Below are 13389 nucleotides of genomic sequence, written 5' to 3'. Positions count from 1 at the left end.
AAACCAGTTGTCAATATAGGCTGAATGACATGCATATGATACAATGTACAAAACCAATAATTGGAGGGGGCTATTCATTGATCGGTCGCAGTGGAAATCCAACGCTTAACGAAGAAACATTTGCAAATCAGGGTCATTATGAAGGTCAAGAAAGAATGACGATTGGCGGTACCGTCAATAAATCGTTCATGGCGCTGGCGCTGCTCGTAGGAGCGGCAGTCGTATCATGGACAATGTTCACGAATGGATACAATATGAATCCTTATATGATAGGCGGAGTAATTGGAGGTGCGATTTTAGCGCTCATTATCAGCTTTGTTCCGACAACGGCTCCATTCTTGACACCTATTTACGCGATTGCGAAGGGGCTTTTCCTAGGCGCGATTTCGGCAATGTTCGAGGCAAAGACAGAAGGAATTACTATTCAGGCAGTTCTGCTGACGATGTGCATATTTATGGGCATGCTGCTGGTGTACAGACTGGGTCTGATCAAGGCGACATCGGGATTCCGCCGGGGCATCATTACAGCGACTGCAGGGGTTGCCCTTGTTTACTTGTTTAGCTTTGTTTTAGGATTTTTCGGCATTACCGTGCCGTATTTGCATGACAGCACGCCGATAGGTATTGGAATTTCGGTCGTCATCATTATCATTGCAGCATTGAATTTCATTCTTGACTTCAACTTAATTGAAGAAGGCGCAGAGCATGGCGCTCCGAAATATATGGAGTGGTATGGCGCATTCGGCTTACTCGTCACACTTGTATGGCTGTACATTGAGATTATCCGTTTGCTTGCCAAAATCGCTAACCGAGATTAAGAATCAAATGATGGCATCATTTCAAGCCCGCCCTCTTCTGAGGAGGGCTTGTTTTATTTTAGTCAGGCATCATTATCGGTAATCAGTATACCGTTAATCAGTCCATTACAACCTCTAAGGTAGCAAGAAAGGTGAGGGCCTTAGCGTATATTTCAATGTTTGGGTTTTTAAAATGTTGTTTCTCCAGAAGTTCCAGACCCAAACCACCGCAATCTATAACCTTCTCTATATCGTTGGCGGGCTTTTTCGATAAATGAATCATTTTCAAAATGTATATATCCAGCTAAGTATAATGCCTTTAAATAGTCATTAAATTCTTCCTTGCCTGGAATCATATCTTCTTTATCTATTCCCCAAAAAATATCCAGTTCAATTAATAACAGTTTTGTTCCTACTTGTACAGTTCCACCCGACATATATATTTGATCTTCTGAATTAAGAATAAGATTACATCCATCTGAGTATGTACAATCTTTGTAAAATTCTATTTTTTCATCTGGAGACTCAAGGGTAAGAAGCTTTTCTACGCCGTCACTGTTACGGAATTGATAGGCTGTAACGGCAGTATGAAAATCTGCACAGGGGTCGTTTTTTAAGTCAGCAAATCGATTTACGTCTACTTGTGTTGCTGTGTATTGTTTAATTAATCTTTCATTGATCTGTTCCAGTGTAAAAGGATTGGGGATATTTAGGGTTAGGTATTTTTCATATAGTTGATTCATATCGGGTTGCATATAGAATCTCCCTCTTGTTTTAAATTAGGAAACTAGAGCCTTTTTTATTTAAAAACTGGTTCTGTCCATAAATTTTGTAAAAACCCTTTTCAAGGGGGAAAGCTCAAAAATGAATACAAGCGCTGACTACAAGTTTACGTCCGTATTCCACCGCTAGCATCAATATGTTTTCCTTCTTTAGATTCTGTACCATAGAAGATATGACCGACTGTTCTTTCATAATCATGGTAATGCCAATAGTAGAAAGTTCCTTTATATCCGTTTTTACTGTGTTCTTCGGCTGCAGTAGCTCTTCCACTAAAAGATTCAGCTAATTTTTTGGCAGCTTCTTTGCTTGGAGTCCAAACATTGTGATACTTCTTTGCCTTTAACCATTTTTTAGCTTCTTCCAATGTTAGCGGTTTTCCAATATAAAGCTTCGATTGAGCTACAGCAGTAAAGTAAAGCGGTTTATCTTTCTTTTTGCTCGAGCTTAATGCATCTACTATATCTGTAACAAGAGTATAAGCCTCGTTACCTATGTAGGCAAGAGCAGCTGCTGCACCAAGCCATTTTAAAAGCTCTCCAATTCCTAATCCTATCCAAGGAAGTGCCGGTACAAATCTTTTTTGTCTTTGAAACACATCGTTACTAGCATCATCAAAAAATTGTGATTGATGATACGTTGATTGAGTTTGCTGCACTTGCATGAAATGGTCTGGGTGTGCACTCAAAGCATAGGTTTGTGATGTTGTAATGAAAAATAGCAAAAACGCAAGAACCATCGAGGTAGTACGCATTATTTTTTTCATTTTCCACTTCCCTTTCTAGATCATAGCCCTAGTTTCCGTGTTAAATAATACCATAAAAAAGTAGAATTTGGAAGTATAAAACCTAAATTTAGAAGTAAAACCAACCGGGGATGTGAATCCCAAACTATGTATTTGTAGCCATACAGTCCCTTACCTAACGGAAGTCGGTTTGTAATCCTTTTTGTCTTGGATTTCAATTTACTAGATTTAAAGACAGATAGAACTATCCGTAAGATCGAAGACGCTTTTTGAGCTTGGCGGCTCAAGCATCTTCTTCATTCAGAAAAATATATAAGGGGTATTGTACCCTTTTTCTAAGCGTAAAATGGAATATCCCATAGTGGTATCGAATCTACAACATTAACCACACGAATATATCCGATGCTTTCGCATATTCATTCCTACTAACTACATCTGACATGATATCCCCATGATTCTGAGACGTATTTCCTTCTCAACATTCCGTAAGCGCTTTAATTACAGAAATTCTATCCCTTTCACATTTCTCAGAGCGGTGACTCCGTAACATTGCACGTTTATTTTTTGATTATGGCAAGGAGGTGAGCGCTGCTCCAACGGCTATGAAATAGGTATTTGTGATCATTCAAAAGAGAGTTATACCAGACAACAATCCAATGCCTCATTTCGCTGGCTCCAAGACACGCAGAAGCTCGAATGGTGGGGTTATGCCATTTTTTTAGGTTTGGACAAATTTGAACATGCGGGAGTGTTATGAAATGAAAAAAAGCTTAATGTTGTTATTGATTATCGCCCTGATGGGTATGCTGGCCTTGGCTGGCTGCATCAGCAAAGAAGCAGATAAGCCTGCTGAGCCGGCGAAGGATCAGACACAGACAGCAACACCGCAGGAGCCTGCCAAAGAGGAGAAGGCCGAAGAATTCTCCATGGTTATTCGCCACATCAACGTTCGTGACACTGCCAAAGCAACGTTGAAGCAGTTGGAGGATGTTGCAGCAAAGACGGAACAGGAAGTGCCAGGTTTGAAATTCAAGTTGGATGGGGTAGAGGACACAGTAAACCGTGACGTGAAGCTGAAGGCGGAAATGTCCGCAGGCACACAGCCTCCGATCTTCAATCTGTTCGGCGGTGATGATACAGTGAAATACGCCAAAGCTGGCCGTTTGCTCGAACTTAATGGAATTTTGGATGAGCTTGGTTTGAAGGATGCATTTTTCAACTTAAGAGAATTTACAGTGGACGGCAAAATTTATGGACTTCCTGAAGCCGGATTTATCGAAGGCTTTTTCTATAATCAAAAGCTGTTCAAGGATGCAGGTGTTGAAGTTCCTAAGACATGGGACGATCTGTTGAAGGTATGTGAAGCATTGAAAGCTAAAGGCATTACACCAATCGCTATGGGTTCAGGAGCAGGCGATGGTTGGTCAGCCAACATGCTTGTAAACTCTTTGTTCGTCGGCTTGGGTGGGCCAGAGCTACAAGAAGGCTTCATATCCGGGAAAACAAAATGGACGGATCCAGCGATTGTCGAAACTTTTAAGCGCATTCAAGATTTGAAAAATAACGGCTACATTGATCCGAACGTGCTTGGCCTCAAGTATCCACAAGGTCAAGCAAACTTCTACACGGGCAAGGCTGCGATGCTGTTCGATGGCAGTTGGGCAGCGAATGCAATTACAGGGGAAACCTCTACAGTAAAGGATGTGGCTGGATTCTTCCGTATGCCTGATGTAGGCGGCCCTGGCGACGGCTTGATCAATGGCGGCTGGTCGAATGGCTATGGCTTCTCCGCTACACTGAAGGACAATGAGCTGAAAGCCGTTAAAGAATTCATTAAAAATTTATATACGATCGAGGAACAAAAACGCAGCCTCGTTGAATCCAGCCGCATTCCTGCAATGAAGGGGGTGAGCGGCGTAGAGGGCACTTCTGAACTGGTGAAGGCGCTTGGCGAAGCGCAAGGATCTGCGAAAGGGGCATTCCCGGCATTCGATGCACTTGTGCAGAAGAGTGTAAAGGTAACGCTGGAGCAAACCGTACAAGAGGTGCTTGGCGGCAAGCTCGCGCCTGAGAAGGCAGCCGAGCGTATGCAGCAAGCACAAGAAAAGGGCAATCAGGAAGGGAAATAGTCTCGTCGTATTGCATAGCTGGGAGCCGCAGCATCGCTGTGGTTCCCCTTTCATAGGGTAGATGCGTACATGCTTGTTGGGCAGGCTTTTCCTTACATTTTGTCCCGGTTATGGCCCCACGCTCACCGGACAATGGGAGATGTGAATCATGAACAAGATATTCCGGAATCGTGTCGCTTTCTTTCTATTTGTTGTGCCGGCGCTGGCACTCTACATTACGTTCTATTTAGTGCCTTTATTCAAGTCTCTTCAATATTCCGTAACGAGTTGGGACGGCATTACAGAGCCTGTCTATAACGGATTCGACAACTTCGCCAAGGCATTATCAGATGAAAAGTTCTGGATCGCGTTCAAGAACAATATTTATTTTGTTCTGTTCTCGGTATGCATTCAAGTACCGATTATTGTATTCGTGTCCATATTGGTCAGCGGCGTGAGAAGGATGCTTGATTTTTATAAGCTGACGGTTTTTATGCCGAGTATTCTCTCAACCGCCTCAATTGCGGTTATTTGGCAATTTATTTATTCTCCGGATGCGGGGCTGCTGAATCAAATTTTGAAAGCAGTCGGTCTCGAATCGTGGACGAGGTTGTGGCTGGGCGATGATAATACCGTGATGCTGGCTGTGCTCGTGACCAATGCTTGGCAGTGGACGGGATTTTACATTGTCCTTGTGCTGGCAGGCATTTTCGCGATACCGAAGGAAATGCTGGAGGCCGGGGAAATTGACGGAGCAGTCGGCTGGCGCAAGGCATGGCTGCTGACGATCCCATTGATTCGTCCGGTCATTGTGGTAACCATGCTGCTCTCCATCACGGGTGCCATGAAGGCGCTTGATATTGTACTCATTATGACCAACGGCGGGCCGTTCGGCAGCTCTGAGGTTATGGCGACGTACATGTATCAGCAGGCTTATGCGCTTGGCGATTTCGGTTATGCGAATGCCATTGCGATCATCATTACGGTATTTACTGCAATTCTCTCGCTTATTTACCATATCATTAACAAGAAGACGTCGAAGGAGGCGGAATACTAATGAAGGCTTATCGATCCAAGCGTATTCTGTCCCATGTCGTGCTTCTTATCTATGTGGTTATCGTTATATTCCCTTTATTGTTCGTTATGCTTTCTTCCTTTAAAGACAATACAGAGATATTTAATAACCCCTGGGGATTTCCGGCAAGGTTAAGCTGGGACAATTATGATAATGCCTTGTCAAGTGCGCACATCGGACGGTATTTCGTGAACAGCTTATATATTAGTGTGATCGCGACAACAGCAACCATACTCCTCTCTACAGCTATTGCGTATGCAGTTATACGAATGAGGTTCCCGTCCTTGAGCAAGCTGGTCATGGGGCTCCTGCTCTTGTCGATCCTAATACCGCCTGCGTCGCTGCTTGTTCCGTTGTATATCATGATCAAGGACTTCGGTATTTACAACACGCCGTTCGCCTTGATGATTCCGTACGCGGCCTTCGGCATCCCGTTAACTACATTCGTTATTGCTGCCTTTCTAAAATCGATCCCGACAGAGCTTGAAGAAGCAGGGGTTATGGACGGCTTATCCACATACGGATTGCTGGGCCGTATTATTATCCCGTTAACGATGCCAACCCTTGTTACCGTATTTATTTTGAATTTCATCGGCCACTGGAACGAGTACATTATGGCGAACCTGTTCCTGTCCGATCAGGAGCTGCGCACGCTGCCGGTTGCGGTTGTTTCCTTTGCCGACAAGTTCAATATGAACTATGGGGCGCTTACTGCGGCCATTACGATTAGTGTTGTTCCGGTTGTCGTCATTTACGGAATTTTGCAAAAGCAGATTATTGAAGGGGTCACAGCAGGAAGTGTAAAGGGATAAACGAAACGATTTAAGAACAATGGATCAGTCACGAGAGACTGGGCTGTTCTCCGCTTGTAGAGGACAGCCTTTGTTGCATGCATTTGCAAGTGATTGAACGACAAGGATGTGTTTTACTGTGAAAGGATTATCATGTGCTTGAACGAATTGCAATGTAGGAGAGACAGCCCTTGCGCACAAAAAGCCTACCTTTAAGGTAGGCCTCGCTGGATATTTGGATTTTTGTAATTATGTGCAGGCTAGTTTAGAGATATTGCTCCACTGCGACTGCGAATCAAGTTTAATGTAGGAGCCCCCTCGGTAAGAACGAGCTTTTCTTCTGCATCGCGCGCTTCTTGGTTAGGCTCAACCACGTACCGATAATTCACGGCGTGTTCAAGTAAATAAGGCTCTTCCCCGTGCACGTAATCCAGATATCGCGCTCGCAAATTTGAGGCTTGCTCCACGTAAATAACCTTGTACATCCGGTTGTCCAACTGCTTAGTAAGGAATACAAATATGCCGATTTCTTCAGGGATGAGTTCTGCCGATTCGGGTGTAAACGGCAGAACTCGTGACCAATCCGCCATTCCCAGCACCTCCATTTTTCATTGAATATAGGACAAGGTATCTCTATCTCTCATGTTTCATTTTCGCCTGCAAGTGACAAGCTGCAATTAGAATTGGTAGCACAGGTAGCTGAGCAGTCCCGCATAGTCACGATAAATGACCTTAGCCTCACGCTCTGGCTCTCCACTGCCTAGTGCGATAAGGAGCGGAACGAAATGCTCCGGGGTCGGTACAGCGAGCTCCACATGGGGGGCTTGCTCCGCGTAGTTGAACAGTGCTTCATAATTTTTGTGTTCAATATTATTGATTAGCCAATCATCAAATTCCAGCGCCCAATCCTCCGTCACGTCACTGTGCAAGCTCAAATTGTGAACGGTCACGCCGCTCCCGATGATAAGCACCCCTTCATGCTGCAGCTCTCGTATGGCACGGCCAATCAGGAACTGCTCCTTGGCGCTTAGGTTCGGATTGACCGACAACTGCACAACAGGGGTGGAGGCGTCTGGATCGAACTGCTTGAGCAGCGACCATGTGCCATGATCAAGTCCTCGTTCCGCATCCAGCTCACTCGCGATTTGGTGCTGCTGCAGCAGATTGTGAATGCGGAGGGCGAGCTCCCGATTTCCCTTTGCGGGATATTGCACAGCGAACATCTCATCCATCCACCATGGACCGAAGTCATGAATGGTGTGGTAGGTATCATCCGTATACGTAATCCGCGTACTGGACTCAACCTCCCAGTGCGCAGTGAATACGACGAAGGCAGTTGGCTTGGCAGACAAATCCTTGGCGAATTGGGCTAAAAAGCGGGTATATTCATTCTCCTGAATAGCGATGAGCGGCGATCCATGTGCAAGAAATAATACTGGCGCCGAAGTCGTTGTAGCGGTTGACATGATTCACGCACCTTCCTTTTACAATTCGATTAGCATTAAATAACATAGTCAGCAGGCCGGCTGACACGAGATAGGAACTGCTTCGTCCGCTCGTGCTTCGCTGATCTGAATATTTCTTTCGGTGTTCCTTCTTCTACGATCGAACCCTGATCGAAGAAGATCACTTTATCTGCAATTTCCTGAACGAACCCCATCTCATGGGAGACAATAATCATCGTCCGTCCTTCCTTCGCAGCTGTTCGAATGACGGCAAGCACTTCCCCGACCATCTCAGGATCAAGCGCGGATGTAGGCTCATCGAGCAGCATAACCTTCGGTTGAAGGGCGAGTGCCCGGGCAATGCCGACACGCTGCTGTTGCCCGCCTGACAGCTCGCGAGGGTAGTAATCTTTCCGATCCTGAAGACCAACTCGATCCAAGTAGGTGCTTGCGATGTCTTGGGCTTGTTGCGCCTTCATTCCTTGTACCGTCACGAGACCCTCCATTACATTCTCAAGAGCCGTCTTGTACTTCAGCAAATGGAACTGTTGAAATACCATCGCGGTATTGCGGCGCAAATAAAGAATGTCGCGCTTCGTCGCCTTGGACATATTCAGCTCATAGTCACCTAGTGCAATTGTGCCTGCCTGCGGCGTCTCCAGGAAGTTCAGGCAGCGAAGCAGCGTAGATTTTCCTGAGCCTGAGGGGCCAATGATGGCGACAACCTGACCTTCCTCAACCGTCAGATCCACATTGTGCAGCACGACGTGTTTACCGAATGTTTTGTGTAAGCCTTGAATCCGGATCATCTGCCGCCACCCTCCTTTCATTGACCTTCAGCCGCTTCTCCCAGCGGGCAATCAGGCGCTCCAGTACAATCGTCACGACCCAGTAAATGATTGCGAGCGACACATACACCTCGAAGAAGCGGAAATTGCGGGAAGCCATCAGCTTGCCTGCGGCAGTCATTTCTACGACTGAGCATACAAAGGCAAGCGAGGTACCCTTAATTAATCCGATTAGAGAGTTGCCGAGTGTCGGCAGCGCAACGACGATCGCCTCCGGCAAAATGATTCGGCGCAGAACCTGCGTTGTCGTCATGCCCATGGAATATCCGGCTTCAATGCCGCCTTTATCGACAGATTGTATGGCTGCCCGAATGCTCTCTGAATTGTAGGCCCCTTCATTTAAAGCGAAGGTAATGAGCACGAAGATCATCGGCGGTATATGATTCGTATTGTAGTTCGTCCCGTAGTAATAATTGATATACTGCATGGCTATCGGAACAGCATAGAAGGCCAGGTAGAGCTGAACGATAATCGGCGTCCCTCTCATGAAGGAGACATAGAATGCTGACAGAGATCGGAGTACGGGAATTTGCTTAATCTTAATCAGCGCCGTTGCAAGACCGATAAGCAGGCTAAGGATCATGGATGCAAAGGCAATCCCTAGCGTGATCGGCAAATACTTGAGAAGTTCAGGGATCTGACTGAATACAAGCTTTACATCAAATAAATTGGGCATCGCGCATCACTTCTTTATGGATATTTGGAATGGAACTGTGCTTCTTTGTTACCTCGTATAGTCGGCCCCTAAATATTGAATGGACAGTTCCTTTAGCTTGCCATTGTCCAGCAGTGTGCGCAGCGCGCCGTCGAATGCATCGCGAATGGCAGGGCCGTCGCCCGTTTTGCTGAATATGAAGTAGGCTTTCGGGTTTTGGATCTTTTCGATTTCTTCCTTAGGAAGCTCTACAGTATCAAGAGCAATGCCATATTCCTTCTCAATGTCCTTCAGCATAACCTTTTCGGCAAAGGTGAAATCGGCAGTTCCGTTAGCAATGTCTTGATAGGTCTTCATTTGATCTTGATCGGTATATGCTGCCTTAATTTCTTTGCCCGGATGCTCCTTGTTGAATTGTTCAACGAACAGCTGCTCGAACCCGCCGCCAGGACTGACTGGGATCGTTTTGCCGGCAAGATCATCGATTGATGCAATGTCTGTACGACCTTTCTTTACAACAACCACGGTGCGATTGAAATAGTAATATTCGTTGCCGAACAGATACTTCTCTTCGCGTTCCGGTTTCTTAGTGATATTATTGGCGCCAATTTGATAGCGTCCGGAGTCGATGCCTGCAAATATGCTTGGGAATTCGGTTTTTTCGAATTGAATGTCATATTGAGGAAGCAGCTTATCAATTTCCTTCAGAACGGCAATGTCATAGCCATCAAGGTTATTGTTTTGATCCACATATACATAAGGCTTCGGTCCGCCGCTTGTACCGACCAGCAGTGTCTTCACCTTTGCGTCGCCAGTTGATAACGCTTGGTCAGGCGCATTGCCGCATCCTGCTGCGATCACGGCAAGTGCCAATGTTGTTAATGTTAGTGCCCAAAGCACTCTTTTCTTTTTGTTCATATTCGGCGTTCCTCCTTCGATCTTTATATCCGAGTAATCCTATACGGTTATTTGTTTGCCATCATAAAGGATATTGGCCCGTAATTATAGTAAAAATCGGAACTGCCCTTACATTGTTTATGAGGGGAGAGCCTTCGGCTGTCAGGGAGAAAGAGGAGTTGAGGATTGACAGCACACAGAAGATTTGATTTTAATTAAATTAATCCGATAGGAAATATAAAAATTAAATTAGGGGGATCGGTGTCATGAATGCACTGCGCAATAATTTGGGATATTTCCCTCACCAGCCATCCTTTGAGCGGGAGCAGATGAACTATTTCGACAATCGGCTATCCGCTTATCCTAAACCAATGGGGGTTCAGTATTATACGTTCTCCCTAAACGAAGCAAACCACCATCCGATGATGATATTGCCTGATGGCAGTATTGATATTATGATTTGCTGTGATCAGGATCATCCAAGCGCGAATGTCTGTGGATCGGTTACTTCGGGCAAGCCAGGAGGGTTTCGTCAAGGGAACTGTGATGTGTTCGCGATTCGCTTCTTCCCAGGCTATGGCAGACATGTGCTGCGCTACCCGGCTTATGAGTTCACTGATCGCGAAATTCCCTTAGGCGAAGTGATGAGTAATTCCTCCAACCTTTTGGAGCAGATTGCGGCAGCGAACAATATGCCAGCAAGAATCGCGATATTCGAAGCGTTTTATCGTCAGCTTACCCAAGGAGAGGACAAAACACCGCCTTGGCTCAAGCATGTGACGAAGCAAATCATTAGCAGCAGCGGTTCACGAAGCATGTCCGGCTTATCGCAGCATACAGGTTATTCGTCGCGGTACATTGCAAAGGTATTCCATGAATATGTAGGCATGTCGCCGAAGTTATTCAGCCGTATCGTTCGTTTCCAACATGTATTGGACGCATTGCTGCATGCGAATTATGAAGGCGCTATGGAAGAGATGATAGAGCTGGGGTATTATGATCAGAATCATTTCATTAAGGAGTTCAAGGAATTCAGTACGTTTACGCCTAAAAAGTACATGGAGCAGCTATGAAACCGTTCTGTTCGATATATTCACCTAATAGATCATCAATAGGAAAAAGCCACGACAGCAGATTAGACGTCCAGTTCGTTGCGCCAGTTCGTGAGCATATAAAAAGACCCTTCAACTCTATGCAAGAGTAGGAGGGTCATCATGCTAAACTACTTTTTCAATAATAAATAGACAAAGTATGGCGCACCGATTAAGGCGACAACGATTCCGACCGGAATGCCGTCAGGCTCAAGAATATTGCGCCCGATCGTATCCGCGAGCAGCAGCATCCAGCCCCCGAGCAAAATCGCTACGGGGAGGAACAACTGGTGCCTTGGACCAACCAATGCTCTGGCAATATGCGGAGCCATTAATCCAATAAAGGCGATTCCTCCAGCCACGGAGACAGCCGCGCCAGCAAGTGCAACGGCAGCAAGCAGCAGGGTCAGTCTTTCCTTCTCGATGGATACCCCTACGCCAATAGCTACAGGCTCATTAAGCGCCAGCAGGTTCAGGCGGTTGGCCTTATATAACGTATAGGGGATCAAAATAACCAACCAAGGCAGTATTGCCCAGATGAATGGCCAGTCCGCTCCCCATATATTCCCCGCAAGCCATCTGGAGATGAAATCCACTTTGGCCCGTTCCGACGAGGAGATAAGCACAATCATTGTTCCTGACAGCGCCATGGAGAAGCCGACACCAGTCAGCACTAGCCGTACAGGCTGTAGCCCTGAAGTTCGTTGATACGAAAATAGATAGATAATAGCTGCCGTAAACATAGCCCCGACAAAGGCGATAAGAGGCAGCATATATGCGAATGAGCCCATATCTATGGGGATGTACAGGAAGAACACCGAGATTGCTACACCGGCGCCAGCATTAATTCCAAGTATGCCCGGATCGGCTAGATCGTTGCGAGTCACGCCCTGCAGGATGGCACCTGATAAAGCTAAAGCCATGCCGGCCAGCAGCGTAATCAGGATGCGCGGTAGCCGAATGGAAAACAGCACGAAGTCCTCCTTGAATGTCCCCTGCCCAAGCAAAGTAGGGAGCAGCCGATCATAGGACAGTGATGAATATCCGAGGCCCATTCCAACAATGACAGTTACGAGTATGAGCCCGAATAGCAATGCGAGTATAAGCCGCTGCTTTCTCAACAGAGAGGGTAAGATCATGAGAATGCTTTGCCTCCTTTATGTACAATGAACAGGAAGAATGGCAGGCCAAGCATCGCAACGATGGCTGCAACAGGTGTTTCGTATGGAGCATTGATCGTCCGTCCAAGCGTATCGGCAAGCAGCATGAAGGCAGCGCCCGTAAAGACGGACATTGGCAAAATAAATCGATAATCAGTGCCGACCATAGCACGTACAATGTGAGGAATCATAAGTCCAATAAAGGCCATATTGCCGACAAGTGCTACAGATGCTCCGGCAAGCAGAACAATCACGATAAATAGGATGATCTTTACCATTAGTGTTTTTTGACCTAATCCCACAGCGACCTCTTCATTCAAGCTTAAAATCGTCAGTTGTCTGGAAAAACCGATAGCGATCAATATGCCGATGAGGATGACGGGAACGATAATTTGAAGCTGACTCCAATTGGTGCCAATGAGGCCGCCTGCTGTCCATAAGGAAATTTCCCGGGATAGCTTAAAATAAAGCCCTGTTCCTTCCGCTATTGCAACAAGAAATGCTGTGACGGCTGCACCGGCCAGCACGATTCGAAGCGGGGAGAACCCGCCTTTCTTCATCGAACCGATGCCGAATACGATAAATGCGCCAACCGCTGCACCTATGAAGCAGGCAATCGTAATTGCATAATAATTGGCGGAAGGAATCCATGCCAATGTAATGGCCAGCGCTGCGTTGGCACCGGCTGTAAGCCCCAGCAAGCCAGGATCAGCAAGCGGGTTGCGCGTCATGCCCTGCATAATCGCACCAGCAACAGCCAGGGCGGCACCGACGACCATCGCACCGACCTCGCGGGGAAGGCGAATATCCCGTAAAACGGCAATGTTGTCGCTTGTCTCATTTGACGTAAGGGCAAGCCACACATCGCGCAACGAAGTGTCAGCGGCTCCAAATACCATAGCCACGACAAACGTTCCTGCACATATGAGGATTCCCACGATTAACTTGACCACAAATGGAATCGTATGTTGATTCGAGTTGACCATGCACAATGTCC

Annotated in this window: 14 protein-coding genes; 5 read left to right on the top strand and 9 right to left on the bottom strand. The window is 46.3% G+C overall.

Going from position 1 to position 13389, the window contains the following annotated elements:
* The first annotated feature begins 77 nt into the window (after window positions 1–77).
* Window positions 78–818 (top strand): Bax inhibitor-1/YccA family protein, encoded by a 741-nt coding sequence (locus ACQ5BJ_RS18595; protein WP_005545256.1) that lies wholly within the window; start codon window positions 78–80, stop codon window positions 816–818.
* Between the two features lie 167 nt (window positions 819–985).
* Here ACQ5BJ_RS18595 and ACQ5BJ_RS18590 read toward each other — a convergent pair whose 3' ends face one another.
* Window positions 986–1552, bottom strand: coding sequence for a hypothetical protein (locus ACQ5BJ_RS18590; protein ID WP_005545254.1), 567 nt, complete (start codon window positions 1550–1552; stop codon window positions 986–988).
* A 134-nt stretch (window positions 1553–1686) separates the two neighbouring features.
* Window positions 1687–2343, bottom strand: a complete 657-nt coding sequence (locus ACQ5BJ_RS18585; RefSeq protein ID WP_430111890.1) for a hypothetical protein — start codon at window positions 2341–2343, stop codon at window positions 1687–1689.
* A 737-nt stretch (window positions 2344–3080) separates the two neighbouring features.
* On the opposite strand from ACQ5BJ_RS18585, the gene ACQ5BJ_RS18580 reads away from it, so the two are divergent.
* The 3 genes from ACQ5BJ_RS18580 to ACQ5BJ_RS18570 all read left to right on the top strand — a co-directional run bounded on the left by ACQ5BJ_RS18580 (window position 3081) and on the right by ACQ5BJ_RS18570 (window position 6317).
* A complete protein-coding gene (locus tag ACQ5BJ_RS18580) occupies window positions 3081–4451 on the top strand; it encodes an extracellular solute-binding protein (RefSeq protein WP_430111888.1) in 1371 nt (456 codons plus the stop codon).
* Window positions 4452–4599: 148 nt separating this feature from the next.
* Complete coding sequence (locus ACQ5BJ_RS18575) at window positions 4600–5487, top strand: carbohydrate ABC transporter permease (RefSeq protein WP_430111886.1); 888 nt, start codon at window positions 4600–4602, stop codon at window positions 5485–5487.
* Window positions 5487–6317, top strand: coding sequence for a carbohydrate ABC transporter permease (locus ACQ5BJ_RS18570; RefSeq protein WP_005545246.1), 831 nt, complete (start codon window positions 5487–5489; stop codon window positions 6315–6317). The genes ACQ5BJ_RS18575 and ACQ5BJ_RS18570 overlap by 1 nt, the downstream gene beginning before the upstream one ends.
* A 239-nt stretch (window positions 6318–6556) precedes the next feature.
* Here the strand turns inward: ACQ5BJ_RS18570 and ACQ5BJ_RS18565 are convergent, their stop codons facing one another.
* The 5 genes from ACQ5BJ_RS18565 to ACQ5BJ_RS18545 all read right to left on the bottom strand — a co-directional run bounded on the left by ACQ5BJ_RS18565 (window position 6557) and on the right by ACQ5BJ_RS18545 (window position 10162).
* Complete coding sequence (locus tag ACQ5BJ_RS18565; RefSeq protein WP_197266929.1) at window positions 6557–6886, bottom strand: hypothetical protein; 330 nt, start codon at window positions 6884–6886, stop codon at window positions 6557–6559.
* Window positions 6887–6973: 87 nt separating this feature from the next.
* Window positions 6974–7762: a DODA-type extradiol aromatic ring-opening family dioxygenase gene (locus ACQ5BJ_RS18560; protein ID WP_430111883.1), complete on the bottom strand. Its 789-nt coding sequence runs from the start codon at window positions 7760–7762 to the stop codon at window positions 6974–6976.
* Window positions 7763–7797: 35 nt separating this feature from the next.
* Window positions 7798–8550 carry an amino acid ABC transporter ATP-binding protein gene (locus ACQ5BJ_RS18555; RefSeq protein ID WP_005545240.1) on the bottom strand — a complete coding sequence of 251 codons (753 nt, stop codon included), beginning with the start codon at window positions 8548–8550 and terminating at the stop codon, window positions 7798–7800.
* Complete coding sequence (locus tag ACQ5BJ_RS18550; RefSeq protein WP_005545238.1) at window positions 8513–9265, bottom strand: amino acid ABC transporter permease; 753 nt, start codon at window positions 9263–9265, stop codon at window positions 8513–8515. Before ACQ5BJ_RS18550 ends, ACQ5BJ_RS18555 begins: the two co-directional genes overlap by 38 nt.
* A gap of 48 nt (window positions 9266–9313) precedes the next feature.
* Window positions 9314–10162, bottom strand: coding sequence for a transporter substrate-binding domain-containing protein (locus ACQ5BJ_RS18545; RefSeq protein WP_268623071.1), 849 nt, complete (start codon window positions 10160–10162; stop codon window positions 9314–9316).
* Between the two features lie 245 nt (window positions 10163–10407).
* Here ACQ5BJ_RS18545 and ACQ5BJ_RS18540 point away from each other — a divergent pair, with 245 nt between their 5' ends.
* The gene (locus ACQ5BJ_RS18540; protein WP_005545235.1) at window positions 10408–11214 is read left to right on the top strand and encodes a helix-turn-helix domain-containing protein; all 807 of its coding nucleotides are present in this window, start codon (window positions 10408–10410) and stop codon (window positions 11212–11214) included.
* A 149-nt stretch (window positions 11215–11363) separates the two neighbouring features.
* On the opposite strand, the gene ACQ5BJ_RS18535 is transcribed toward ACQ5BJ_RS18540, so the two are convergent.
* Both ACQ5BJ_RS18535 and ACQ5BJ_RS18530 read right to left on the bottom strand, forming a co-directional pair.
* Window positions 11364–12371, bottom strand: a complete 1008-nt coding sequence (locus ACQ5BJ_RS18535) for a FecCD family ABC transporter permease (protein WP_268599212.1) — start codon at window positions 12369–12371, stop codon at window positions 11364–11366.
* Window positions 12368–13378, bottom strand: a complete 1011-nt coding sequence (locus ACQ5BJ_RS18530) for a FecCD family ABC transporter permease (RefSeq protein ID WP_430111880.1) — start codon at window positions 13376–13378, stop codon at window positions 12368–12370. The genes ACQ5BJ_RS18535 and ACQ5BJ_RS18530 overlap by 4 nt, the downstream gene beginning before the upstream one ends.
* Window positions 13379–13389: the final 11 nt, after the last annotated feature.

It is taken from the genome of Paenibacillus sp. B1-35 (genome assembly GCF_050474385.1).
GTDB lineage: Bacteria > Bacillota > Bacilli > Paenibacillales > Paenibacillaceae > Paenibacillus_B > Paenibacillus_B alvei.
Note: the sequence above shows the minus strand (reverse complement) of the source record. Positions and strands in the feature narration are given on the sequence as shown.

Bases quoted from the DNA above. Each gene is read 5' to 3' on its own strand.
- ACQ5BJ_RS18590 (WP_005545254.1), bottom strand. From the start codon at position 1,552: ATGCAACCCGATATGAATCAACTATATGAAAAATACCTAACCCTAAAT.
- ACQ5BJ_RS18585 (WP_430111890.1), bottom strand. From the start codon at position 2,343: ATGAAAAAAATAATGCGTACTACCTCGATGGTTCTTGCGTTTTTGCTA.
- ACQ5BJ_RS18580 (WP_430111888.1), top strand. From the start codon at position 3,081: ATGAAAAAAAGCTTAATGTTGTTATTGATTATCGCCCTGATGGGTATG.
- ACQ5BJ_RS18575 (WP_430111886.1), top strand. From the start codon at position 4,600: ATGAACAAGATATTCCGGAATCGTGTCGCTTTCTTTCTATTTGTTGTG.
- ACQ5BJ_RS18570 (WP_005545246.1), top strand. From the start codon at position 5,487: ATGAAGGCTTATCGATCCAAGCGTATTCTGTCCCATGTCGTGCTTCTT.
- ACQ5BJ_RS18565 (WP_197266929.1), bottom strand. From the start codon at position 6,886: ATGGCGGATTGGTCACGAGTTCTGCCGTTTACACCCGAATCGGCAGAA.
- ACQ5BJ_RS18560 (WP_430111883.1), bottom strand. From the start codon at position 7,762: ATGTCAACCGCTACAACGACTTCGGCGCCAGTATTATTTCTTGCACAT.
- ACQ5BJ_RS18555 (WP_005545240.1), bottom strand. From the start codon at position 8,550: ATGATCCGGATTCAAGGCTTACACAAAACATTCGGTAAACACGTCGTG.
- ACQ5BJ_RS18550 (WP_005545238.1), bottom strand. From the start codon at position 9,265: ATGCCCAATTTATTTGATGTAAAGCTTGTATTCAGTCAGATCCCTGAA.
- ACQ5BJ_RS18545 (WP_268623071.1), bottom strand. From the start codon at position 10,162: ATGAACAAAAAGAAAAGAGTGCTTTGGGCACTAACATTAACAACATTG.
- ACQ5BJ_RS18540 (WP_005545235.1), top strand. From the start codon at position 10,408: ATGAATGCACTGCGCAATAATTTGGGATATTTCCCTCACCAGCCATCC.
- ACQ5BJ_RS18535 (WP_268599212.1), bottom strand. From the start codon at position 12,371: ATGATCTTACCCTCTCTGTTGAGAAAGCAGCGGCTTATACTCGCATTG.
- ACQ5BJ_RS18530 (WP_430111880.1), bottom strand. From the start codon at position 13,378: ATGGTCAACTCGAATCAACATACGATTCCATTTGTGGTCAAGTTAATC.